Origin of the sequence: Clostridium senegalense (assembly GCF_018916625.1) — a bacterium.
Taxonomy (GTDB): Bacteria; Bacillota; Clostridia; order Clostridiales; family Clostridiaceae; genus Clostridium_J; species Clostridium_J senegalense.
In genome coordinates, this window is sequence record NZ_JAHLNC010000002.1 from 66980 (window position 1) to 90894 (window position 23915).

At 24.9% G+C, this 23915-nt stretch carries 24 protein-coding genes; 4 read left to right on the forward strand and 20 right to left on the reverse strand.

Annotation, left to right across the window (positions count from 1 at the left end):
- The first annotated feature begins 145 nt into the window (after positions 1-145).
- Positions 146-1504: a Mur ligase family protein gene (locus KQI36_RS05510; protein ID WP_216449992.1), complete on the forward strand. Its 1359-nt coding sequence runs from the start codon at positions 146-148 to the stop codon at positions 1502-1504.
- A 14-nt stretch (positions 1505-1518) separates the two neighbouring features.
- Complete coding sequence (locus KQI36_RS05515) at positions 1519-2250, forward strand: type 1 glutamine amidotransferase (protein ID WP_216449994.1); 732 nt, start codon at positions 1519-1521, stop codon at positions 2248-2250.
- A gap of 42 nt (positions 2251-2292) precedes the next feature.
- Here KQI36_RS05515 and KQI36_RS05520 read toward each other — a convergent pair whose 3' ends face one another.
- From KQI36_RS05520 to KQI36_RS05580, 13 genes are all read right to left on the reverse strand, one after another.
- Positions 2293-3573 carry a helix-turn-helix domain-containing protein gene (locus KQI36_RS05520; protein WP_216449995.1) on the reverse strand — a complete coding sequence of 427 codons (1281 nt, stop codon included), beginning with the start codon at positions 3571-3573 and terminating at the stop codon, positions 2293-2295.
- 15 nt (positions 3574-3588) lie between these two features.
- A complete protein-coding gene (locus KQI36_RS05525; protein ID WP_216449997.1) occupies positions 3589-4890 on the reverse strand; it encodes a helix-turn-helix domain-containing protein in 1302 nt (433 codons plus the stop codon).
- A 526-nt stretch (positions 4891-5416) separates the two neighbouring features.
- Positions 5417-5596: a hypothetical protein gene (locus tag KQI36_RS05530; protein ID WP_026022279.1), complete on the reverse strand. Its 180-nt coding sequence runs from the start codon at positions 5594-5596 to the stop codon at positions 5417-5419.
- A gap of 140 nt (positions 5597-5736) precedes the next feature.
- Positions 5737-6042 carry a rhodanese-like domain-containing protein gene (locus KQI36_RS05535; protein WP_216449999.1) on the reverse strand — a complete coding sequence of 102 codons (306 nt, stop codon included), beginning with the start codon at positions 6040-6042 and terminating at the stop codon, positions 5737-5739.
- 25 nt (positions 6043-6067) lie between these two features.
- Positions 6068-7036 (reverse strand): ribonuclease H1 domain-containing protein, encoded by a 969-nt coding sequence (locus tag KQI36_RS05540; protein ID WP_216450000.1) that lies wholly within the window; start codon positions 7034-7036, stop codon positions 6068-6070.
- Positions 7037-7084: 48 nt separating this feature from the next.
- Positions 7085-8146 carry an HD-GYP domain-containing protein gene (locus KQI36_RS05545; RefSeq protein WP_010294188.1) on the reverse strand — a complete coding sequence of 354 codons (1062 nt, stop codon included), beginning with the start codon at positions 8144-8146 and terminating at the stop codon, positions 7085-7087.
- 110 nt (positions 8147-8256) lie between these two features.
- Positions 8257-8907, reverse strand: a complete 651-nt coding sequence (locus KQI36_RS05550) for a rhomboid family intramembrane serine protease (protein WP_216450001.1) — start codon at positions 8905-8907, stop codon at positions 8257-8259.
- 69 nt (positions 8908-8976) lie between these two features.
- Positions 8977-10035: an HD-GYP domain-containing protein gene (locus tag KQI36_RS05555; protein ID WP_216450002.1), complete on the reverse strand. Its 1059-nt coding sequence runs from the start codon at positions 10033-10035 to the stop codon at positions 8977-8979.
- A gap of 33 nt (positions 10036-10068) precedes the next feature.
- Positions 10069-10461 carry a DUF6762 family protein gene (locus KQI36_RS05560; protein ID WP_216450003.1) on the reverse strand — a complete coding sequence of 131 codons (393 nt, stop codon included), beginning with the start codon at positions 10459-10461 and terminating at the stop codon, positions 10069-10071.
- A 437-nt stretch (positions 10462-10898) separates the two neighbouring features.
- On the reverse strand, positions 10899-11324 hold the full coding sequence (locus tag KQI36_RS05565) for a Fur family transcriptional regulator (protein WP_216450005.1): 426 nt from the start codon (positions 11322-11324) through the stop codon (positions 10899-10901).
- 371 nt (positions 11325-11695) lie between these two features.
- Positions 11696-12874 (reverse strand): NupC/NupG family nucleoside CNT transporter, encoded by a 1179-nt coding sequence (locus KQI36_RS05570; RefSeq protein WP_216450006.1) that lies wholly within the window; start codon positions 12872-12874, stop codon positions 11696-11698.
- Between the two features lie 252 nt (positions 12875-13126).
- Positions 13127-14587, reverse strand: coding sequence for an aminoacyl-histidine dipeptidase (locus KQI36_RS05575; protein WP_216450007.1), 1461 nt, complete (start codon positions 14585-14587; stop codon positions 13127-13129).
- 15 nt (positions 14588-14602) lie between these two features.
- Positions 14603-15151, reverse strand: a complete 549-nt coding sequence (locus tag KQI36_RS05580) for a manganese efflux pump (RefSeq protein ID WP_010294202.1) — start codon at positions 15149-15151, stop codon at positions 14603-14605.
- A 319-nt stretch (positions 15152-15470) separates the two neighbouring features.
- Between KQI36_RS05580 and KQI36_RS05585 the strand changes: the two genes are divergently transcribed.
- Both KQI36_RS05585 and KQI36_RS05590 read left to right on the forward strand, forming a co-directional pair.
- Positions 15471-16409, forward strand: coding sequence for a magnesium transporter CorA family protein (locus KQI36_RS05585; RefSeq protein ID WP_010294204.1), 939 nt, complete (start codon positions 15471-15473; stop codon positions 16407-16409).
- A gap of 293 nt (positions 16410-16702) precedes the next feature.
- Entirely contained in the window at positions 16703-17800 is a 1098-nt protein-coding gene (locus KQI36_RS05590; protein ID WP_342357374.1) for an AI-2E family transporter, read from the forward strand.
- Positions 17801-17846: 46 nt separating this feature from the next.
- On the opposite strand, the gene KQI36_RS05595 is transcribed toward KQI36_RS05590, so the two are convergent.
- The 7 genes from KQI36_RS05595 to KQI36_RS05625 form a co-directional block, all read right to left on the reverse strand.
- A complete protein-coding gene (locus tag KQI36_RS05595; RefSeq protein WP_216450009.1) occupies positions 17847-18962 on the reverse strand; it encodes a ComEC/Rec2 family competence protein in 1116 nt (371 codons plus the stop codon).
- A gap of 264 nt (positions 18963-19226) precedes the next feature.
- Positions 19227-20360 carry a hypothetical protein gene (locus KQI36_RS05600; protein WP_216450010.1) on the reverse strand — a complete coding sequence of 378 codons (1134 nt, stop codon included), beginning with the start codon at positions 20358-20360 and terminating at the stop codon, positions 19227-19229.
- A 196-nt stretch (positions 20361-20556) separates the two neighbouring features.
- Complete coding sequence (locus KQI36_RS05605; RefSeq protein WP_216450012.1) at positions 20557-21303, reverse strand: ABC transporter permease; 747 nt, start codon at positions 21301-21303, stop codon at positions 20557-20559.
- The gene (locus tag KQI36_RS05610) at positions 21303-21959 is read right to left on the reverse strand and encodes an ABC transporter ATP-binding protein (RefSeq protein WP_216450013.1); all 657 of its coding nucleotides are present in this window, start codon (positions 21957-21959) and stop codon (positions 21303-21305) included. Before KQI36_RS05610 ends, KQI36_RS05605 begins: the two co-directional genes overlap by 1 nt.
- Before the next feature lie 212 nt (positions 21960-22171).
- The gene (locus tag KQI36_RS05615) at positions 22172-22567 is read right to left on the reverse strand and encodes an HsmA family protein (RefSeq protein WP_216450016.1); all 396 of its coding nucleotides are present in this window, start codon (positions 22565-22567) and stop codon (positions 22172-22174) included.
- On the reverse strand, positions 22567-23007 hold the full coding sequence (locus tag KQI36_RS05620) for a MarR family winged helix-turn-helix transcriptional regulator (RefSeq protein ID WP_425321721.1): 441 nt from the start codon (positions 23005-23007) through the stop codon (positions 22567-22569). Before KQI36_RS05620 ends, KQI36_RS05615 begins: the two co-directional genes overlap by 1 nt.
- 162 nt (positions 23008-23169) lie before the next feature.
- Positions 23170-23796, reverse strand: a complete 627-nt coding sequence (locus KQI36_RS05625; RefSeq protein WP_216450023.1) for a DUF488 domain-containing protein — start codon at positions 23794-23796, stop codon at positions 23170-23172.
- Between the last annotated feature and the right edge of the window lie 119 nt (positions 23797-23915).

Here is a 23915-nt window from a genome sequence, read left to right on the forward strand (position 1 = left end):
TATAATACTCGTATATATAATTTAATTATCAATTATTAGTATTTTATTTTAAAATTTCACATTTTATTATTTACATATTTTTTAAAATAGTATATTCTAAAAGACAAATATAATTTGTAATCTAAAGATAATTTAAGTTAAGGGAGTGTTGAAAATTAAGATTAATTCTTTTTTAAGTATAATTACAGCGAAAACCGCTAAATTTCTTTCTAAATTGCTTTCTAAAGGTGGTTCAAACTTTCCAGGGGCAGTTGCATTAAAGTTTGACAAACATATTTTAAAAACAGTGGCTAAGGACTATACTGTTATACTAGTTACTGGCACAAATGGTAAAACAACAACTACTAATATGATTTATAACATAATAAAAGGTGATAACAATCATGTTATAACTAATAGTACAGGTGCTAACATGGTTGCTGGAATTACATCTTGTTTTATTGATAATTATAAATTCTTTAAAAACAATAAAGGTAAATATGCTGTTATCGAAGTTGATGAAGCTTATGTGCCAATAGTAACTGAAGATGTCAAACCTAAAATTATAACTGTAACTAATCTATTTAGAGATCAATTAGATAGATACGGTGAAATCCATACTACATTTTCTAAAATATTTAACGGTGTTGAGAAGACCCCTAATACTACTTTAGTATTAAATGGTGATGAATCTCTCTTTGGAAAATTAGATGTAAAAAATACCGTTGTTTATTATGGTTTTGAAATTCCTATAAATAAAGATACAACTATTTCTATGAACTCCGATAATAAATTTTGTAAATGTTGTAAGTCACCTTATAAATATGAATTTGTAACTTATAATCATTTAGGATATTACTACTGTGAAAATTGCGGATATAAACGTCCTGAATTAAAATATAAAGTTGAAGAAGTGTTAGATCTAAGTCCAAAAGGCTCTACAGTCATTGTAAATACTAATCAACTTACTATAAATCAAGCTGGAGAATATAATATTTATAATGGTCTATGTGCTTATTCTATAGGAAAAGAATTAGGTATATCTGATAAAGTTATATTTTCTTCCCTTGAAAATCAATCTACAAGTTTTGGAAGACAAGAAACAATAAACATAGATGGAAAAGAAGTTAAAATAATTTTAGTTAAAAATCCTGCTGGATATGATCAAGCAGTAAATACAATAATGTTAGACAAAAAGAAAATTAATCTTGCTTTGTTGCTTAATGATAAATATGCAGATGGTCGAGATGTTTCTTGGATATGGGATGTAAACTTTGAAAAATTAAATGAATTAGCTATAAATAATATCTTAATTTCTGGAACTAGATTATATGATATGGCTGTAAGATTAAAAATAGCTGGATTTGATACTAATAAATTTACATTATGCGATGATGGAGATACATTAATAGAACATATAAAATCTTCAGATACTGAAACTACTTATATTTTAGCTACTTACACAGCTATGCTTAATATAAGAAAAACTCTTCATAGCAAAGGTTATATCGATAAAATATGGTAAGGCAAGGTGATTTAATGGAACTAAATATATGTCATTTATATCCTGATTTGTTGAATGTTTATGGTGATGTTGGTAATGTTTTAATTTTAAAGCATAGAGCTAATGAAAGAAACATAAAAGTTAACATAATAAATGTTTCTGTTGGAGATGAATTTGATGAAGATAAATATGATATAGTATTTTTTGGCGGTGGTCAAGACTATGAACAATCAATTGTATCCAACGATTTAATTAATTATAAAAAAGATAGTATTAAGTCTTATATAGAAAATGGTAAAGTATTCTTATGTATTTGTGGTGGCTATCAACTTTTAGGTAAATATTATACAACACCTGAAGGTGAAAAATTAGAAGGTCTAGGTGCTCTAGATATATATACAGAAGCTGGTAATACGAGATTTATAGGCAATACAGTTATATATAATGAAGAATTTGATGAAACTTATGTAGGATTTGAGAATCACTCAGGAAGAACTTATACAAATGGATTAAAGCCGCTTGGTTCAGTAAAAGCTGGTTATGGTAATAATGGTGATGACAAAAAAGAAGGTTGCATCTATAAAAACACATATTGCACTTACTTCCATGGTAGTTTATTATCAAAAAATCCTGAACTTGCAGACAGACTACTTAAAATTGCTTTAGCTAATAAATATAAAGATGCAGAAGTAGCTTTAACAAAATTAGATGATACTTTCGAAATTAAAGCTAAAAAATTTATTATTGATAGAGAATTAAATAAATAATAAAAAGCTATGAAATTAAATTAATTTCATAGCTTTTTCTAATTAAATTTTTTTTTCTAATTGCATTGCTAAATTTAAAAATTTTATTGCTTCTGATACTTCTCCTAATTTATGATACATATTTCCCATTTGCAAATATCGTTTGTATATTTTATCTTTATACCCACACTTCAATAACGCATCTAATGATAAATTCATATATGTTTCTGAAGCAGCATAGTCTCCTTCTAATTGCAATAATATAGCTTTATAATAATATGCACTCTCTATAAATTTAGAACTGTCTAAGTTTATAGCATAAGTTAAAAGTTCATTTGAAACTTCTTTTGCCAATCCTAACATTTTATTTTCAATTAATGCTTCTAAATTTGCTATCAAAAATATACATAACTTTTCTTTATTCTCTCTTGGAAATATTTTCAAACTTTCCCTAATACAATTTTCTCCTAAATCTATTTTTTTATTTCTTATTAAAACCTCTCCAAAATTATGCAAACAACTAGCATATTTCTCACAATCATTTTTATAAAGCTTAAAAACTTTATTTTTATATGCCTCAAATTCATCATAATTTTCTAAATGTAATGCTAATAAACTACATAAATTATATATTGCTCCTTCAATTTTTTCATTTTCGCAATACTTAATCATAGATTTTAGTTCTTCACAAATTTCTGATGCCTTTTCATATTCACCTAGCATCATATACGCTGAGCCTTCATTATAAGTTGTTCTTATAAGTTCTAGTTTATCTTCTACATTTAATTCTTTTAATCTATTTCTTACACTATTATAATAACTTATAGCTTGTCTTTGTTCTCCATTTAGAGATAAATACACACCTACATCAACATAATATTTTAGTTGATATAATTCATTATGCGCTCTTTTACAAAAATCATAATATCGTGGTATAAGTTTTCTTAATTCATCAAAGTTACGTTTAAATATATGCGCAGAAAAAAATAAATGCATTATTTCACAACATAATTCATAATAAGAATATTTTTCAGCATACTCTAAATTATATTCAACATCTTCAAAATAATCATCATAATAACTATTAGTTTCTTTACATCTTCGAAAAACTTCAATATTGTCTATTAATTGTTTTTTTACATCATGCTTTAAATAATTAATATCTAATTCTAATTTTTCGCTTATATATTCCAATATCCAGTCTTCAGCATCTACTTTATTATTTTCTATACAACTCATTTTAGAAACTGAAATTTTTTCTTCACAAATTTCTTTTAAAGTTAACCCTTTATATATTCTTGACCTTTTTATTTTTTCCCCTATAGATAATATTTCTGATGTCATCTTCTCACCTACTCACTAATTCTCTAAAAAATTTAATTCATTTAAAACTTTTATACCATCATTTAAGCATTTTTCAGCTTCATTTTCTCGACCATTATCCACATAAAATTTTCCTAATATTAAAGATATCTCTGCATATTCTTTTAAGAAGTTTAATTTCTTTACATAATTAAGAGTTTGAATTAATGTATTTTCTGCGCTTTCTAATTTTCCCTCTAATAATTCCACCTTATATTTTAATAAGTAGTAATCACATAAAGATTTTTCTTCACCCTTTTCTATGTGCATTAATATTTCATCTAAAGTTTCTTTTGCTTTAGTTTCATTTTTTAATTTTATATAATTATCACAAATATTGCATAGCGTTTCTATTATTTTAGAATCCTTAGTCTTTTCTCTCATATCTTTTGCTCTATATAAATGATCAAAAGATTGTTCTAAACTATTGAAATCTGAAAATATCTTTCCTAAATTATTTTCTATTTTTGAAAAGTAATAATTATCCTTTAGCCCGCTAAATATTTTTAAACTATACTCTGAATATTTAATAGCCTCATTAATATTATTTTTTTCACAATATTGTTGTGCTAACTCTAACATTTTTTTACCATACTTTTTCTTATTATCTAAATTTTTAAATGTTTCTTCAGCTCTTAAAGCATATTCATAAGACTTGTCCATTTCTCCTATTTTAAAGTATGTCAATGATATATAATAATTAATCTCTCCAATTAAAAAATCATCACCTATATTACTATCTTCATATACCTTTTCTGCCTGTTGAAAATAACTATAAGCTGAATGATACGCCTTTAATTCTAAAGTTATTTTACCTAATAATATGAATGTAGCTATTATGTTATCTACTGAATTATTTTTTATAAAAATATTATTTGAAGTAAGCAAATCTTCTTGAGCTTTATCATACTCACCCTTTTTAGTATGAATTAGACCTTTTAAATATAAATTTTTTCCTTTTTGCATTTCTAATTTATATTCTTCTGCATATTTTATAGATATTTCTATATGATTTTGAGCCTCTTCTAATTCTCCAATTAATATTTTAGACTCAGCTATATTTTCATAATAGGTACATATTTTTTGAGCTTGTGTTTCCTCTGTTTCCATTAAATACTCTACTGTTACATCTAAAGCACTTGCTAAATATTCTAATAAATCCATACTTGGATTAGACTTTCCTGATTCTACTAAACTTATTTGTCCTGCAGTTATTCTATCCCCTGCTAAGTTCTTTAATGTTAAATCTAGCTGTTTTCTTCTAAGTTTAACTTTCTCTCCCAAAGATAATATCTTCATAAATCACGCACCCTTTACAAGTAATTTATTATTGTTAATTGACCATTATTAACATAATTTTTAGTTATTTTATATCAATTTTATAATTTATTGAATTTTATAAATTTTCATATTTAATTATAACATATGTATAAAAGATTTCCTAAGAATATATAGAAATTTTAACAATTTTTGTAGATTTTCTGAACTTATTCTTTAAATTTATATTTTTATAAAGAAACATCTGATTTTTTCATAAAATTTATAGATAAATTATTATTTTATGAAATAAATATATTAAAAATAAAGTATTTATTACATAAAATATTATAGTAACACAAAATATTGTATCCATTTTTAAGATTCTCAAATTAATTATACTAAATTTTTAGTTTTTTTTATATTTTTTTGTAAATTATAATTAAATTATAATTTATTTACTATATTTATTATTATAAACTATTTTATTAACTTTTTGTTAATATGCTTAAAATTAAAAATACTTTTAAATTTAAAATTTAAAAGTATTTTTATTAAATATGATATTTTAATCCAATAATAACATAGCATTACTATAAAATGTATCAATCATACTTTTGGTAACTTTCATACATCTTTTTATTCTTCTCTTTGTTCTTCTATTTATATTAGGTTTCATAGATTCTATAGCTACCATAATCACTGTTGCAGTTAAAACCATTTTTGCCATCACTCTTATTAATTTCAATTTTATCCCTCCTAAAAAATTTAATACATATTAAATCTAATAGTACTATTTTGTACAATTTTATCAAATTAATTCCTAGATAAATAAAATTTAAAATTAATAATATCCTAGTTCATTAAATCCAGTATAAATTAGTCTCTTTATGTAATGTTTAATTGGTAATTTTTATACTCTTCAAATCCACCTTTTAAATTTTTTACATTGAATCCTTTATCTAAAAGAAAAAGTGTTGCTCCTATACTAACTTTTCCACTATTGCAATAAACTATAATTTCCTTATTCATATCTAAATCGTCCATCTCTATTGCTAAATTAGACATAGGAATATTTATAGCTCCTTTAATATGACCTTCATTATATTGAACTTTGCTTCTAACATCTAATATAACTATATTTTCTTCATTAATTATTTTTTCCATCAACTTTTTTAAATCTATATTATTCATGTATTCCTATCCCCTTATAACTTTATTATTCGTTATCTAATTTAACAAATTCTATTAGTAAATCAATTAACTCTTGTTTTTTTAACCTATTAAGTTTTGACTTTAATTTATCTTCACCTAAATTAAAATAATTTTCTTTTATTTCATTTTTTCTAACTTTCAACTCATTTTTATCCAACACATCGATTAGATTTTCTATTTCTACCTTATTTTCTTTAGATGATTCTTTAATATTTTTTACGTTGGAATAATACTTTTCATTAACTATTCCTTTTAATTTTATTTCCTCTTCTATTCCATTTACAACTATTTCATTTTCTTTTATATATTTATTTACTGCATCAGTTAATGGCACTCCAATTGCTTTTTTAGCTATGCTATCAGTTATTTCATTGTATATATCCCCTGTATGGCTATCAACTTTTACAAATATAATTTCTATTTTATCTTCATTAATATATTTGTTTATAGTTTCATAGTACTTTTTAGACGATACATCTTTTCTTTCCCAGGTTCCTAATGCATGATGATATATTCCCTCATAATCATGAAATATAACTATTTTTTTCTCTCCCTTTGATTTAGCATATTCAACTGCTTGTATAGTAGCCTTTAATTCTCCTGCAATTTGTCTTATTTGTTTTTGAGATGTATCATTTGATGCACCACTTTCCATATATTCTATAACATCATCCTTAACTGCTACTAAACCATAAGAAAACTTTTCATTACTTGAATTATAACTTCCGTCTACATATATATGTAATATATCCATTGGGTAATTATCTAAACCTTTTTTTAAAAGTCTTTTATCATTACTCAAATAATCTTTTGCTTCTTGTAATATTTCAAAACTCTTATACTGTGCTCCCTTTACCCCTTTTATTAACCTTGAACATTCATTCCAATTATCTACTATGATATTTTTCACTTCACAATTTTTCAAGTTATCATATCCATGTTTAATTGCATATACTTTTTTTACTTTTGCCATATTCTAGCTCCTTACTTATAACATTTTCTATATGTTATTTTAATATATTTAAATAAAAGCTCCAATAATAATTACATCAGTTTTCTTTAATAAATTTATTTCATAATAACTTCCTAACATTTTTTCATTATTGTCACACATAACTCTTATTATTGGTCTATCCGGAAACCCCTGGTTTTGTCTTACTACAAATCCGCTATAACCATTAGAAAGTTTTACTCTACAACCTAAAGGATAAATAGAAAATACATTTTTAAATTTCTTAACAACCTCTTTATCAAAACTTGTTCCTGATCCTGATAATATCATTTCATAAGCATCTGCTGGATTAAATTTTTTTCTATAACTTCTATCACTAGTCAGCGCATCAAACACATCACAAACTGCTGTTATTTTGCTGTATATACTTATTTGTTCATCTTTTAACCCATATGGATATCCTGATCCATCTATTTTTTCATGATGTTCTAATATAACTCTTAGCGCTGAATTGGATATATTAAAACTTTTTTTTATAGCTTCTCCACCATATATAGGATGCTTTTTTATTTCATCAAATTCTTCCTTTGTTAATGGACCTTTTTTATCTATTATATTTATAGGAACCTTTACTTTTCCTATATCATGTAATGTGCTTCCTATAACTAATTCATTTAACATATCCCTATTCATTCTAAATGCTAGCCCCATAAATGCAGCATTAGCACCTGTATCTACACTATGTAGCATAGTATAATTATCATGTGTCTTTATTTCATATAAACTCTTATTTATATCTTTCAATTCAACTATATAGTCTATCATTTCTTTAACACTTGCAACATATTCTTTGACATGTGTTTGGGTTAATGATCCAACATTTTTCATAACCTTCCCTAAACACTTAATTATATCTTGTTTTAACCCACACAACATTGTATCTTCTATTTCTATATCTTCTAACCTTTCATCTTTTACATATATATATATAACTCCTAAAGATTCAAGTCTACTTATATATTGATTTGTTAGTTTTACCCCTGATTTTAATAAAATTCTTCCACTTGTATCCAATATGCTTTTCCCTAATATTTCATTTTCTTTCACATTGGTTATTAACTCAAAACGCATACCATTCCCCTACTCATATCATACATATTTAACAAATTTAAAATAGTAAAAGATAGCAGTAACTCTACTATCTTTTATTGTCTAATATATTATGTCTAACAATTATTTTATTATTGTTTTCTTAACTTTTTTCTTTCAATGATAATTATTAAAAAAGTTATTATAGCTCCAGCAATACCACCTATCACATGAGCTGTTATATCTATATTGGGAACAAAAAAACCTATTAATAAATTTACAACTATTACTTCTGTTATTCCCCTCAATACAGTTTTCCCAAAGACTTTCTTATTTAAAAATACAATAATTAATAAAGAACCTAAAAGTCCAAATATAGCTCCAGACGCACCTACTGATATACCTATTCCAAGTTTTACATTAGCAACTACATAACTTCCATATGAAGCAAAAATCAAAGATAAAATATATACTATTATAAATTTACCTTTTCCTAATATTTTTTCAACAATACTTCCTATAGCATTCAATGCAATCATATTTAATGTTAAATGTAATACTGATGCATGTAAAAATCCAGCAGTAAACAGTCTATAATATTCTCCGTTTTTAACCAAAATGTTCACCATACCACCAAGTACAATAATTGCTCTTGTATCTATATTTAATATACCACCATGAAAATAATAAAAAGATGTAAATGCAGTGATAAGATACATAATAATGTTTATCATTATTAATAAATATGTTACACTAGGACCCTTTTTAAAATTTTCTAGGACCTGTTCCTTGTTTATTTTCATATACTCACTCCTAAATTTTGATATTATAGTCAACTCATTGTATAAATGTTTTTCAATAAAACATCATAACTAAACCACAGATACAATAACTAAATTTAGTTCTTTTAATAAATTAATTTCATAAAATTTAATTGGCATTCTTGTTTTATAATCATATAATATCCTAATAATTGGCCTATCAGGAAAATTTTCATTTTGTTTTATTACATATCCTTCTCTTCCATCAGATAATTTAACACAACTCCCTAATGGATAAACAGAAAATACCTTTCTAAAACATCTTACAACTTCTTCATCAAAACTTCTTCCAGAATCAGATAATATAAGTTCATATGCATCCTTAGGTGAAAATCTTTTTCTATAGCTTCTATCACTACTTACAGCATCATAAACATCGCATACAGATACAATTTTAGCTTTTTTATTTATTTGTAAATCTCTCAATCCATATGGATAACCTTTTCCATTAACTTTTTCATGATGTTGCTCTACGATTTTTAATGCACTTTCTGGTATAGCTATATTTTTTTCCAGAATTTCTATACCATATAATGGATGTTTTTTTATTTCTTCAAATTCTTTTGGAGTTAAAGGACCTTTCTTATCTATTACTGATATTGGAACTTTTACTTTTCCAACATCATGAAGTATACCACCTACTACTAAATCATTTAATTCATTTTTCTTAAGGCCGATGCCAATTCCCATAAATGCCGCCATTACACCAGTATCTACACTATGTATCATAGTGTAGTTATCATAGGTCTTAACATCAAATAAACTTTTATTTATATCCCCATCATCTAATATATAATTAATTAAATCTGTCACTCTATTTAAATATTCTTTTGTGGTTGTCTTATTAAACATTCCTACATTGTTCATAACTTTATTCAAAGATTTGACTGTGTCTTGCTTTAATACATTTAATTTATAATCCTCAACATCCACATCATCTAATCTTTTATCTTCAATATATATATAATAAACTCCTAATTTTTCAAGATTCTTTATGTATCTCTTTGTCAATTTAACTCCAGATTTTAATAGTATTCTACCATCATTATCAAATACAGTTTTACCTAAAATCTCCGAGTCGGTTACATTTCCAATATACTCTAAACGCATCTTTCCCCTACCCTAACACCTTTAAATTTATTTTTAATCTATTTTCATATTTTTTATTTCATTAAAAGCCCTTTCCATTTCCTGTTTTATTAATAAACATATTGTTTCTAATTTTTCTTTTATTACTGTATGTTCTTCATCATATTGAAATTTAATTATCCATGTAGGGTTATATTCTTCATCATACACATCTATATTGAACCCTTTTTCTTCAAATTTATCTTCATCAAAAACATCATATATTGCTGTGTATTCCCATTCTTCTACATCCTTTTGGGTATCAAAGTATAAATTTATTGCATCACCATCATAAAATAATTTAGTAACATACTCAGCCCCTTCCCCTACTTCATAACTTCCTAATTCCTTAACTAGATAATTTGTTTCTTTTTCTCTTTCCATAAGTACTAAAGATGAAAATTCCATTTAAAATACCTTCCTTTATGCATATTTTGTATTATATTTAATATTATATTTAATGTAAAAATTATATTAGAGGTGATTTTTATACGTCTCAAATTTAATAAAAGCTATAAATTAAATAAATATATATTTATAACATTATTTTTAATTGTAATCCTAGTTCTTTCATTAACTATTTATAATAATTATTGTGAAAATAATTGCAAAGATATAAACTACGCCATAAAAAAATATACCACTAAAGGTCTGTTTAATAAATATAAACTATTCAAACTTGAAAGTTCCACTATAGAGTTTATAGACAATCATATTGCAATTGTTAAAGTAACTGGAATCATTAATAAAGCACCTTATAACATTGTTGAATATAAACTAGAACTTCAACTAAATAAAAATGGTATATGGAAGATAGTGCAATACTATCTTCCTTAAGTAATTTTTTACTTTTCACTTATTTTATTGCATTCTTTACATATTCCATTTTTCACATCTATACATTGATCTGTAATTATTACACCTGTTTTTAATCTAATGTATTCTCTAAGCTTCGGCATAGGACATTCAATCTCAAAAGCTTTATTACATCTCTCACAAATTATAGTATGCATATGAATATCCTCTTGAATAGAATAAACATATATATTATTATCTAAAATATCCTTTTCAATTATATTTTTATTTACTAATACATCTAAATTTCTGTATACAGTTGATAAATCTATACCTATTAATGTTTTTCTAATATTCTCCCATATTTCATTAGCTGATAAACATTTATCTGATTTAAAAAGCAACTCTAATATACTAACTCTAGCCTTTGTAACTTTTAAATTCTTTTCTTTAAGATTTTTACATACATCCAACATATCACCTTAATTCTTTTTTAAATATATTATTTAACTAATATACTTACAATAATTATATCATTTTAGACATATTAAAAAAATAACAGTTGAAAATTTCCAATTATATTTGTGTAAATAAAAATTATCAATACCTTAATATATACTCTTGAACATACATTGCACAAAACATCAAAGGTCATTAATATATTATTTTACATTATATAAGGTTATAACTTATATTCATTAATATATTTTACACATCTTTCTCTAACTAAACAACAAATTCCATAATTATAAATTATTATGTTTCTTTGTAATAAAAAATATCAATAAAAAACTGTTTCAAAATAGAATTGTATACTCTACTTTAAAACAGTTATTATTATATGTACTTATACTATCATTCCTATTATAGATGCAGTTATTAATGTAGATATAGTTCCCGAAAGCAACGCTCTTAATCCATTTTTTGTAACTTCTTCTCTTCTTTCAGGTGCTAAGATTGAAAATCCTCCAATTTGGATACCTATAGATGATAAATTAGCAAAATTGCATAATGCAACAGACAATACAGCTATAGTTCTTGGTGAAAGTGTATTTATTATAGCTGACATATCACTAAATGCAACAAATTCATTTACTGCCATTTTAGTCCCAATTAAAGAAGCAAAGCTTGCTGCTTCACTTGAAGGAATGTGAAACAATATACTTAAAGGTCTTAATAAAAATCCTAATATAGATGTTATACTTAATCCCACAAATCCTAAAACACTATTTATTAATGCCATTAATCCTATAAAAGCTATAAGACTAGCACCAACATTTAATGCTAATTGTAATCCTTGACCGGTTCCTTCACCTATCGCATCAAATACATTTTTTGCTGTACTGTTTTCTATTTTTACATCCTTAATCTCAATATCTTCTGCTTCTGGATATAATATTTTGGAAACCATAAGAGTACTGAAAGGAACAGAAAATATAGCTATAAGAAGATATTTCGAATCTATCCCCATCATAGAATATCCTCCAAGTATAGCTGCTGATGCACTACCAAATCCAGCTGCCATTACAGCAAACAATTCAGATTTAGTCATAGATTTCAAGTAAGGTTTTATAAGTATAGGTGCTTCTGTACCACCTAAAAATATATTACCTACTGCATTGAAGCTTTCACCTAAAGTTGTACCCATAATTTTTGATACTGCTTTACCAACTATATTAACTATAATTGGTAGAATTTTAAGATAATATAATAAAGAAACTAGTGCTGAAGTAAATACTATTAGTCCTAATACATTAATGGCGAATACAAATCCTAAAGATAAATCTCCAAATACAAATTTTATTCCCTCAAATCCATTGTTAAATATACTATTTAGTCCATTTGCTATTGCCATTAAAATCTTTTGCCCTATTGACACTTTTAATACAAAAATTGCTAAAAACACTTGAACTAAAATTCCTGGAATAATTATTTTATATTTTATCGCTTTTCTATTATTTGAAAATAAAACAGCTAAACCTAATAATAAAATTATAGCAATTAATCCATATAAAATATTTACCATAAAAATACCTCCTATATTTTTTAATAATTTATAAAACTCCACTAACTAAAAAAGATAATAGTTTAAACCATTATCTTTTTTAATTAAAAGTTAGAATTTTAATAATGAAATTCTAACTTATTTTATCACAAAAAAGTTTATTAACCTTATTTTAAAATTATTAAAAAATATAAGAAAAATTAAATTAAATTCAACATTTTCAATATTCAATTTTATCTTAGATAAATACAATTTACTTTATATAATTTATAATTATTTTGCTTCTTTTAATACTTCCACTAAGAAATTAAACATTCTTTCTGTTGAAGATATAATTAAATGTTCACCTGGTGTATGCACATCAAATATATTTGGTCCAAAAGAAATCTGGTCTAATTCTCCATTAAATTTATCTCCTATTAGTCCACATTCAAGCCCAGCATGTATTGCTGTTATTTCTGCTTCTTTATTAAACATTTCTTTATATACTTTTGTAAATATATTTCTTATTGCTGATTTTGATTTATATTGCCATTCTGGATAATCTGCTTGAAAATCAATAGTTCCACCTAACATTTCTGTTAAAACTATCATTTCATCACATATAGCTTTTTTTAATGATTTAACAGAACTTCTTACAGCGCTGTCAAATTTAACAGAGTTGTTTTCAGTTGTAACAACACCTATATTTGTTGAACTCTGAACAAGACCTTCTATAGCCATACTCATTGTTTTAACCCCATTAGGAATTAAAAATAACATTCTTAATACTTGCATTGTTGAACTTAAATCAAAAACTTTTTCTATATTTTCTTTAGCTTTTTCACAAGTTAATTCTATATCATCATCTATTCCTTGGAATTCATTTTTAAATATTTTAAGCCATTCTGAAACTTTAACTTCTATTTTAGATATATCTTCTTTAGAAACTTCTATAATTGCTTCTGCCTCTCTTGGAATAGCATTCATCTTAGCTCCACCATTTATATCAGCCAATTTGAAATCTATAATAGAATTTAAATCCATTAAAAATCTTCCTATTAATTTATTAGAATTTCCTCTTTCTTTATTAATCTCCATTCCAGAGTGTCCGCCTTTTAATCCTTTTACAGATAATTTCAGCAATTCTTTCTCACTACATAATTCTTCTTTTTTAACTGGTATTGAAATATCTACTCTAACACCACCTGAACAACTTACTAAAAATTTACCTTCTTCTTCTGAATCTATATTTATAAGTGTTCTTCCATCTAAATTTTCAGGATTTAAACTCATAGCACCGCCCATGCCGGTTTCTTCTTCTGTAGTTACTACTAATTCTATTGGTGGATGTTGTATTTCATTTGAATCTAATATTGCTAACCCAAAAGCTACTGCAATTCCATTATCTGCCCCCAATGTAGTTCCATCTGCTTTTAATATATCTCCTTCAACAATAAAAGCGATAGGGTCTTTTTCAAAGTCATGTTCTGTAGATTTATTTTTTTCACAAACCATATCCATATGACCTTGAAGTATTATTCCTTTTGAATTCTCATATCCTTTTGTAGCTGGTTTTTTAATTATTATATTTAGAGCATCATCTTGAATAACTTCTAAATTTCTCTCTTTTGCAAATTTTACAAGCCAATCACTTACTGCTTTTTCATTACCAGACCCTCTTGGAATTTCATTCATTTCTTTAAAAAACTTAAATGCTGAATAAGATTTTAATCCTTTTAATTCATTAATCATTCTTTTCATCCTCTCTTATAAAAAAATCATCTTTAATCCAAATAAAATTAATATCACCCCACCTATATAGTTTGCATATTTACCTATTAAATTTATTCTGCCTAAATATTTTGAAATTATGAAGGATATTATACTCATAATTAAAGCAATGCTTCCAATAATTAAACTATATATCATTAAAATACCATAAGTAATATTTATTAAGGTTATAAAACCTACAACCATTGCATCTATACTCACTGATATTCCAATTATAAAGTATATTTTTCCACTTAGTAGTGGATATTCTCCTTGGTTTTCCATGCCCTCTTTAATCATCATTATACCAACTATAGCTATAACCATTCCACTTATAATAGTTGGTACTGTTATTATATTATCTGAAAAAGTTTTTCCAAGGCTTCCACCTATAAAAGAAAATAAGAACTGAAAGAACCCAAAGGATAATGTTAAACAGCATTTATCTTTCATTTCTACCTTCTCATTTAAACCAATTCCAAATGCTACTGCTGATGCATCTAATCCAACAGCAATGGCTATCCACACAAGTTGAATAATGCTCATCTAAGCCTCCATTTAATTAATTAGTAAACATGAAAAACTACGTATATAAGGCTCTGATCTAAAGTTCTATTATATACCTTTATCACTCTAGAAATCTTTATATAAATAAAAAACTATATTAGTAACTATTTTTTATTATTGTTAATTTAAATAAAAATTTTAATTTATAATTTGTCCTTTAAACTTATATCCCTATATACATATATATATATGTATATTTATTATAATAATAATTATTATGATTTATTGAGTAATTATTGTCAATAATATAATAAAAGTATATAATTTTCCTAGGCTCTTAATAATGAGGTGTTAATTTATGCTTTCAATTTACAAAAGTGAGCTTAGCGGTAATTTAAATAAAATAAATACTATTCAAAATGGATGCTGGATTAATATGATTAATCCAACTGATGAAGAAGCTCATTTTGTATCTAATAAACTTAATATTCCATTAGATTTTTTAAAAGCAGCGTTAGATGAAGAAGAAGGCTCTCGTATTGAAATTGAAGATGGTTGTATTTTAGTTATTATTGATATTCCTATTACTGATATAGATGATAACTCATTAACTTATGATACTTATCCTTTGGCAATCATACATTCAAAAGATAATATAGTAACTGTATCTCTTAAAGACAGTAATATAATATGTGATTTTGAAAAAGGAAAAATACAATCTTTTTATTCCTTTAAACGTTCAAGATTTATGTTGCAAATTTTATTTAGAGCAGCTAAATATTTCTTATTATATTTAAGACAAATAAATAAAAAGAGCCTGTTAGTAGAAAAGAGTCTTTATAAATCAATAAGAAATAGGGAACTTTTTCAACTTTTATCTTTACAAAAATCACTAGTATATTTTTCAACATCTTTAAAATCTAATGAGGCTACATTACAAAAGTTACTTAAATTAGAAATGCTAAAAAAATATGATGAAGATACTGATTTATTAGAAGATGTAATAATAGAAACCCGTCAGGCAATTGAAATGTGTAACATATATAGTGATGTTTTAAGTAGTACCACAGAAACTTTTGCTTCTATTATTTCTAACAATCAAAATATGGTTATGAAATTTTTAACATCTGTTACAATTGTACTTTCTATACCAACTCTTATTTCTGGTGTATTTGGTATGAATGTTAGTGGAATTCCTTTCACTGATGGTAAATTTGGTTTTTTTATTACTGTATTAATAATATTAGTTATTACTGTATGTGTAGCACTACTTTTCAATAAAAAGGATATGTTTTAATTAATTATAAGAGTTATTTATCCTTAAAATAATTAATTTTTAAAGATAAATAACTTTTATAACTTAAAAGCAGTTTAAATTATAAAAAGCTTTTGCTATAATTGGTATAATATTCGCTTACAAAATTACTTTTAAAATAATTATTTGAAAGCTTGGATATTCAAAATAGTGAAACATCCTCGGAAACGCCTGAAATTCAACACTACATTTTGTATGAAAATATTTTAAAATTATTGAATAAATTTAAATGTGAGATTGTTTCTCTATATTTATCTAATAAACTTTATAAGGAGGTGTACATATTGGTAAATAAAAAACCTATATATTATCTAGTAATTTTAAATTTAGTATTATTAGGTATATTTTTATTAACGAAAGTTAATTTCATATTAACTCCACTTGTAAGCTTAAAGGATGCTATGCTTATACCTATGATATTAGCTATATTCCTTTACTATATTCTAAGACCAATAAATAGATTTTTAAAAGCTCATAATGTACCTAATGTTTTAGCAACTATTATAACTATAGTTTCCATAATAGTTTTAATTGTTATGATGAGTATATTTACAGGTTCAGTCGTAGCTAATGAGGGAGTTTCACTAATAGAATCTTTAAATCAAACCTTGGAAAATTTAGCTAATAAATACAGCTATTTATTTCCACAATTAAATGATTTTCTTAAATTTAATGATATGTTAAGTAGATTATCATCATTTATAACAACTTCATTTTTAGATATTAGTATGGGTGCATTTTCTGTAGTCGGATCTGTAGGTAACTTTTTTGCACAACTTATATTAATCCCTATAATAATGTTTTACATATTAAAAGATGAATATAAGATATATAATTCCCTTTGTAATTTTCTACCTAGCAAATCTAAAACATTTATCATAAAAATTCTTAAAGACATTGATACTGTTTTAAAACAATATATTTCTGCTCAAGTAATGGTAGCATTTATACTGGGCAGTTTAATGTTTATTGGTTATTTAATACTTGGAATGCCTAACGCTTTCGTATTATCTTTCTTTTCATTTATAACCTCATTTATACCTTTTTTAGGTGCAGTACTTGGAGTATTTCCAGCACTAATCTTAGCATTAGGTATGGGTTTCCCTATGGTTATAAAAGTAATATTATTAGCAATAATTGTTCAACAATTAGAAGGAAATGTTATAACTCCTAATATAACAGGAAACCAACTTAACATGTATCCTTTAACAACTATAATTGTTATTACTGCTAGTGTATATTTCGGAGGATTTTTTGCAGCATTTGTTGCAGTACCTATATATAATATATTTAAAGTTTTAATTATTAACATTTGGGACTTTACAAAAGAAACTAAAACAAAAAAAATATTAGATAATAAAGATTCAATATAAAGAAACAGAATGACAAATAAAAAGTCATTCTGTTTCTTTATTTATATTATAATGCGCATCTATCACAGGGATCAGATTTACCCTTATCTTTTGCTTCTTTTAATGTTCCCATTAATATATTTTTACTATTTTTAAGACTAGAGCAACCTTTATCTAAATGATATGATTTTCCTTTTTCAGTAAAATAAACTTTCATATCATCTTTATTTTTATTTTCTGATATACTATCTTCCTCTAAATCTTTTTCATCATTTTGTTCTATATTAACTTTTTCACCTTCATTATAAGTTCCATTATCTTTATCAAAACTAATATTTTTACCATCACTTACGGCAATTATTGTTCCTTCTTCATCTGTTCTATGTAATACAATATTTCTATTTTTCATTTTATTTATAGTTTCTATATGTGGATGACCATAATCATTGTTTTTTTCACAACTTATAATTGCATACTTAGGGTTTACCTTATCCAAAAACTTCTCACTAGAAGAAGTGCGTGATCCATGATGTGCTAACTTTAAAACATCAGCACTTAAATCTATTCCACTTTTAAGCATATCATTTTCTGAAAGAGTTTCTGCATCTCCAGCAAATAAAAAGCTTGTATCTTCATATTGAATTTTTATAACTATAGAAGACTCATTAGCATCTTTATAATCTTCTGCTGGTGCAATAATTGTAGCTTTCGCTGAACCTATATTAAAAGTATCTCCTACTTTAGGTGCTATAGGTTTTAATCCCTTTTTATTTAAAGAATTTACAACATCTTTAAAAGTTTTAGTTGTAGCTGTCTTTTTAGGCATATAAACAGTACCAATTTTAAAATTATCTATCACATAATCCAACGCCCCTATATGATCTTCATGTGGATGAGTTCCTACCAAATAATCTATTTTTGATACATTCATCTTTTTCAAGTGATTTTCTACTATTTTTCCATCATCATTATTACCTGCATCAATTAACATATTCTCATTTCCACATTGTATTAGAATACTGTCTGCTTGTCCTACATCTATAAAACTTACAACTAAATTATTTTCTTTAGTATTTTTGTTATCTGAAATATCCCCTTCTATTTCACAACCGATCATTAAAAAACTTATTAAAAACACTAATAACAAGCTTACTATAGTTCTAAATTTCCACTTATTCTTCATTTGTTCAACTCCTCATCTTCCGTATATACTAATTAAATTATCTAAAACATTATATCATAAAATTAATTATATATAATTCTATTTTTTAAATAGTAAAACCTATAAGTACATTATAAGCAGTGTATACAAACACTCCTGCTATTATCCAAAATACTATCCATAAAATTAATTTTACATTTATTTTTTTCATAATATCACCTCAAAATAAAAGAAATATACTTAATACAGTATATTTCTTTTATCCTTAAAACATGTTATTTGGTTTTAAATAATTTCAAATAGTATAAGGTTGTTTCCTATTACTTCATAACTATTTTCATATTCTTTTTCACTTAAATCATCTAAATTTATAACTCTTATTTTATCTTCATATACAGATTCTAATATCATATTATTATCTATAATTTTTATAAACTCTTCTTTCTCCCCTTTAGATGCTACTTTTTTATTATTTTTCTCACAATAAAAAACATTCTCTGCTTTTAACCTATTAAAAATTAATTGTTTACTATTAATATCATAAACTACAGATTTTCTACCTTCTTCATCTACTTGAAAGTCGTACTCTTTAATCTTCTTTATATGAAATTTTTCTTTACTTATTTCATAAATTTTTTCAATATTATTTTTAAAATCAGTAGCTTTAAAATAAATGTTGTCATTATCTATTTCTAAAAATCTTACTCCAACATTTTCTGTACATTCCATTATAGGTATTACGTTTAAACTCTCTTCATTATTTTTAACATCTTTTACTAATTGACTTACCTTTACTCTCATTAAACTAACACCATAACCATCTTTATGAATATGTAGTTTTACTGAATTATTATTTATGTTTTGATCTGTTTCAAAAACTATCCATTCCTCATTGTTATACTTATAAACTTTAAAATATCCTCCATCTTCAAGCCTAATTATATTATCTTTTATAACATATGTATTTTTTTCAATTAAATCTATTAAATATAAAATTCCATCTTCTTCATATATAGATTCATACATATCCTCGTCATCTTTATATTCTTCTCCATAAGCTAAAACATATCTACTATTTAACATATTTATTATTCCACTTTTATCAAAACTGTATAACTTTTCTACGGTACCATTTTGAATAGAAATTTTATAAAAATCATAGTAACTAGACATGCCTAAAACATTAGTATAAATATATCCATCCTCTATAATAGTACTTAATGTAGTTGTAAAATCATACATAGGTATACCGTGTTTATTTAATTTTATAATACTATCTTCAATCAAATCATATTTATAAAAATGAAGATAAACATTTCCACATTCTTTATTCATATGTCCAAATATAAATTCTTTATCATTTGCTTTTGTCACATTTCCAAAGTAGAAGTCATATTTTCTTAAATCAACTATTTTCATGGACTTCATCCCCTTTATAATATATATTCATTTATATCATTAACATATATTTACTATTTTAAACTATTTATTTAATTTATTTTGCAAACCTTAACGCACTCTATTTATCAAACTATATTCTAATTTTAAATTTATTATAATAGAAAAACTGTATTAAAGTAACTTTTTAAGTTTCCTTTAAAACAGTTTTTTATAACTATATCTTTAATTGTTTTCTATCATTAAAGAAATCCTTATAACTCATATATGTAGCTATCATTGTGGCTATTGATGATGAAGATAGAATCATAAAAGTAACCATTATTTGAAATTTAATTGCTATAAGTGGAGCAGTTCCTGCTAAAATAAGCCCAGTCATCATTCCTGGTAATGAAACTATTCCTAAAGTTTTAGCTGAATCAATGGTTGGAGATAACGCCATTTTTATGCTTTCTCTCAATATGTCTCTAGATGCCTCTTTAATATCCGCACCTAAGGATAATTTAACTTCTACCTCTACTCTTTTTAGATTAAAAGAATTAATTAAATTTCTATAACTTAATCCAATAGCCACCATTGAATTACTTACTACCATACCTGCTATAGGTATAACTTCATTAGGTCTAAATGCTATAGCTTTTGATGCTACAAGTACAGTAATAGTTACTATAGTTCCTAAAACCATGGATATAAAAGATATTAAAACTACATGATTTATTCCTGCTCCTCTTTTTTTAGTGTTTACAGCTGCATTTATAATCATAATTAGTATTAACAAAATCGTAAACATTGGCTTTTCTAAACCAAAAATTATATCTAAAATATATCCAACTATAACCAATTGAATGATTGCTCTTAAAATACTTACTAATATTTCTTTTTCTAAATTCAAGTGTTCTTTATAAGATATAAATATAGGTATTGCAACTAAACATGATGCTATAATAAGTGACATTGTACTCATTATTTAATAACCTCCATTCTATCTATTTTTCCTTCTGAAACTAATATTCTTTTATTAAAAATGCTTGTACTTTGTTCTAAATTGTGAGTAACCCATAAAACAGTTACTCCTTGAATATTTAATTCTTTAATGTAATTTTCAACACACTTAGAATTTTCTTTATCTAAAGCTGATGTAGCTTCATCTAATAGCACTATTTCTGGTGTATAAATTAAATTTCTTATAATTGAAACCCTTTGCTTTTCTCCGCCAGATAAATTAACTATATCTTTTTGTAAAAACTCTTCTTCTAGATTAAATTTTTTAAGTAGTTCTATAACTCTATATCTATCAAAAGGTTCTTTACGCACCTTAAATGGGAATTCTAAATTATCATAAACACTTACGCCAAACAAATATGGTAACTGAACACAATAACTTATTTGTTTTCTAATTTCTAAAGGATTATAATTTAAATAAATTTCTCCTTTAAAATATAATTCACCTTTGTTTATCGGTAATAAATCCGCACAAATTTTAAGCAATGTACTTTTTCCACTTCCTGATGATCCTATAATCGATATACAATCCCCTTTTTCCACATTAAATGTTACTCCGTTAAGTATATTAGTATTTTCTCTTTTGTAATGCACATCTTTTACACTTAGTATTTTCATAAATTCCCCCTATATTTATTACAATAAATTTAAACATATGTTTATTATACATTTATTATCTATAAGTTAAAAATAATGCTTTTTGTGTATTAACAAATTTAAAGCTAAGAATCCTGTCTTTATCTGATTCTTAGCTTTAATATTAGTTATTATAGTTTTCATTGAATTTAAAATTATATTTTATCAATTATTTTAAACATCTATATGTACACTTAATTACTCATTCCAATAACCATGCCTACTACATAAGGTACTAACCAAACTAACCAAACAAATATACTAAACTTATGAAATGATACTTTTTTATCTTTATCATCCTTATATAAAACCCATGTTGCCCATAAAGCATGAAATAACATTAGAACTATAGCTAAAGCCCCTGTAATGCCATGTATGTTTTGAGATATTGTTGAGATGCTGTTTGTTTGAGATTTGGCTATCTGCCCCATGGTTAATGTACCTACTGTATCACATACTAACCCTAACCAAAATATAACCACATGCTTTTTTTGAAGCATTTTAGACTTTCTTTCCCCAAATACACCTGTAGTATAAAATACTAATGCCAATGTAATTGTTATTATTGCAAAAATTAATTTTATATCCATTATTCTTCACTCTCTTTCATTTTTTTAGATAATAATTTAAGAGCTTCTTCTATTTTTTTATGCTCTTCAATACTTAAACTTTCAAATAGTTTATCAAAAGTATTGTTTATAGATGTTCTAAATTCTTTAGCAAACTCTAATCCTTTTTCTGAAAAAACTACATATGTATTTCTTTTATCTTTATCATCTTTAATTTTTTTTACGTACCCTGCATTTTCTAGCCTTTGTACAATTCCAGAAACAGTTCCTTTTGCTAAAGACATTTCCTCACATAATTGAGAAATAGTAATCTTTTTTTTATGACCTATTAATTTCATTACCATAATCTGTTGATGTGTTAATCCACATGGTTTTAAACTATTACTAATACTATTAGTTGTCATTGAATATATTTCTTTAATCAACATGGCTATTTCAAAAGAATTCATAGTATCGCTCATAAAATGCCCTCCTTTTAGTTCGCATAAGAACCAAATAGTTCCTATGCGAACTATTATACTCTTATAATTGTTTTAGTCAATATGTTTAATAAAATTTCACAAAAATTATTTTATAAAAAACATCAAAGGTTGACCTTTGATGTTTAACTAATAAAATCCGAATTAATCATTATTATTTTTTAAATTTTCTATTCTATATCCTATTTCTTTATTAGCTAATTTATATACTTCATAAATCATATCATCTTTTGTAATACTTTTACCAATTAATGAATCTATAGTTATTTGATTTCTATTAGGAAAATATTTTTCTAATAACTTTTCTTCTATTTTTTCTTGAGTTGCCAAGGAGTAATCATCTAATATATGTTTAACACTAAATCCTGTTTTTCTTAAAGCTCTGCCAACTAATATACTGCGATGACACCTTATAGGATCTTGCATCGCACCTAAAATTGCCACATTATATCCTTTTTCACAACCTAGTCTTAATCTTTCAATTCCTTTTTTAAATTCATCTTCATAAATAACTTTTTCAAAATCTGCATAACCTTCTTTGTTATATGAAGTTTTATTTTCTCTTTTTGCACTTAACTCTTTTGCCATATAAATATAAATAAACTCTGCATCTTTTAAAGATTCTTCTATAACTTCTTTATTAAATTGAACATTATATTTAGAGTAAGGAGTTCCCCTAATATCTACTACACAATCAATTTTAAAGTATTTTAACATATTTATCAGTTTTTCCATCGTATAATTTGAATGACCAATTGTAAAAATATTCATTGCTATCTCCCTATTATTTTCATATACAATTACTTAATGTGCTATAGGGTTCCAAATTAAATCTTAAACTTATTCATTTATCAAATGAGAAAATTCAAATTAATGTTTTATCAGTAACT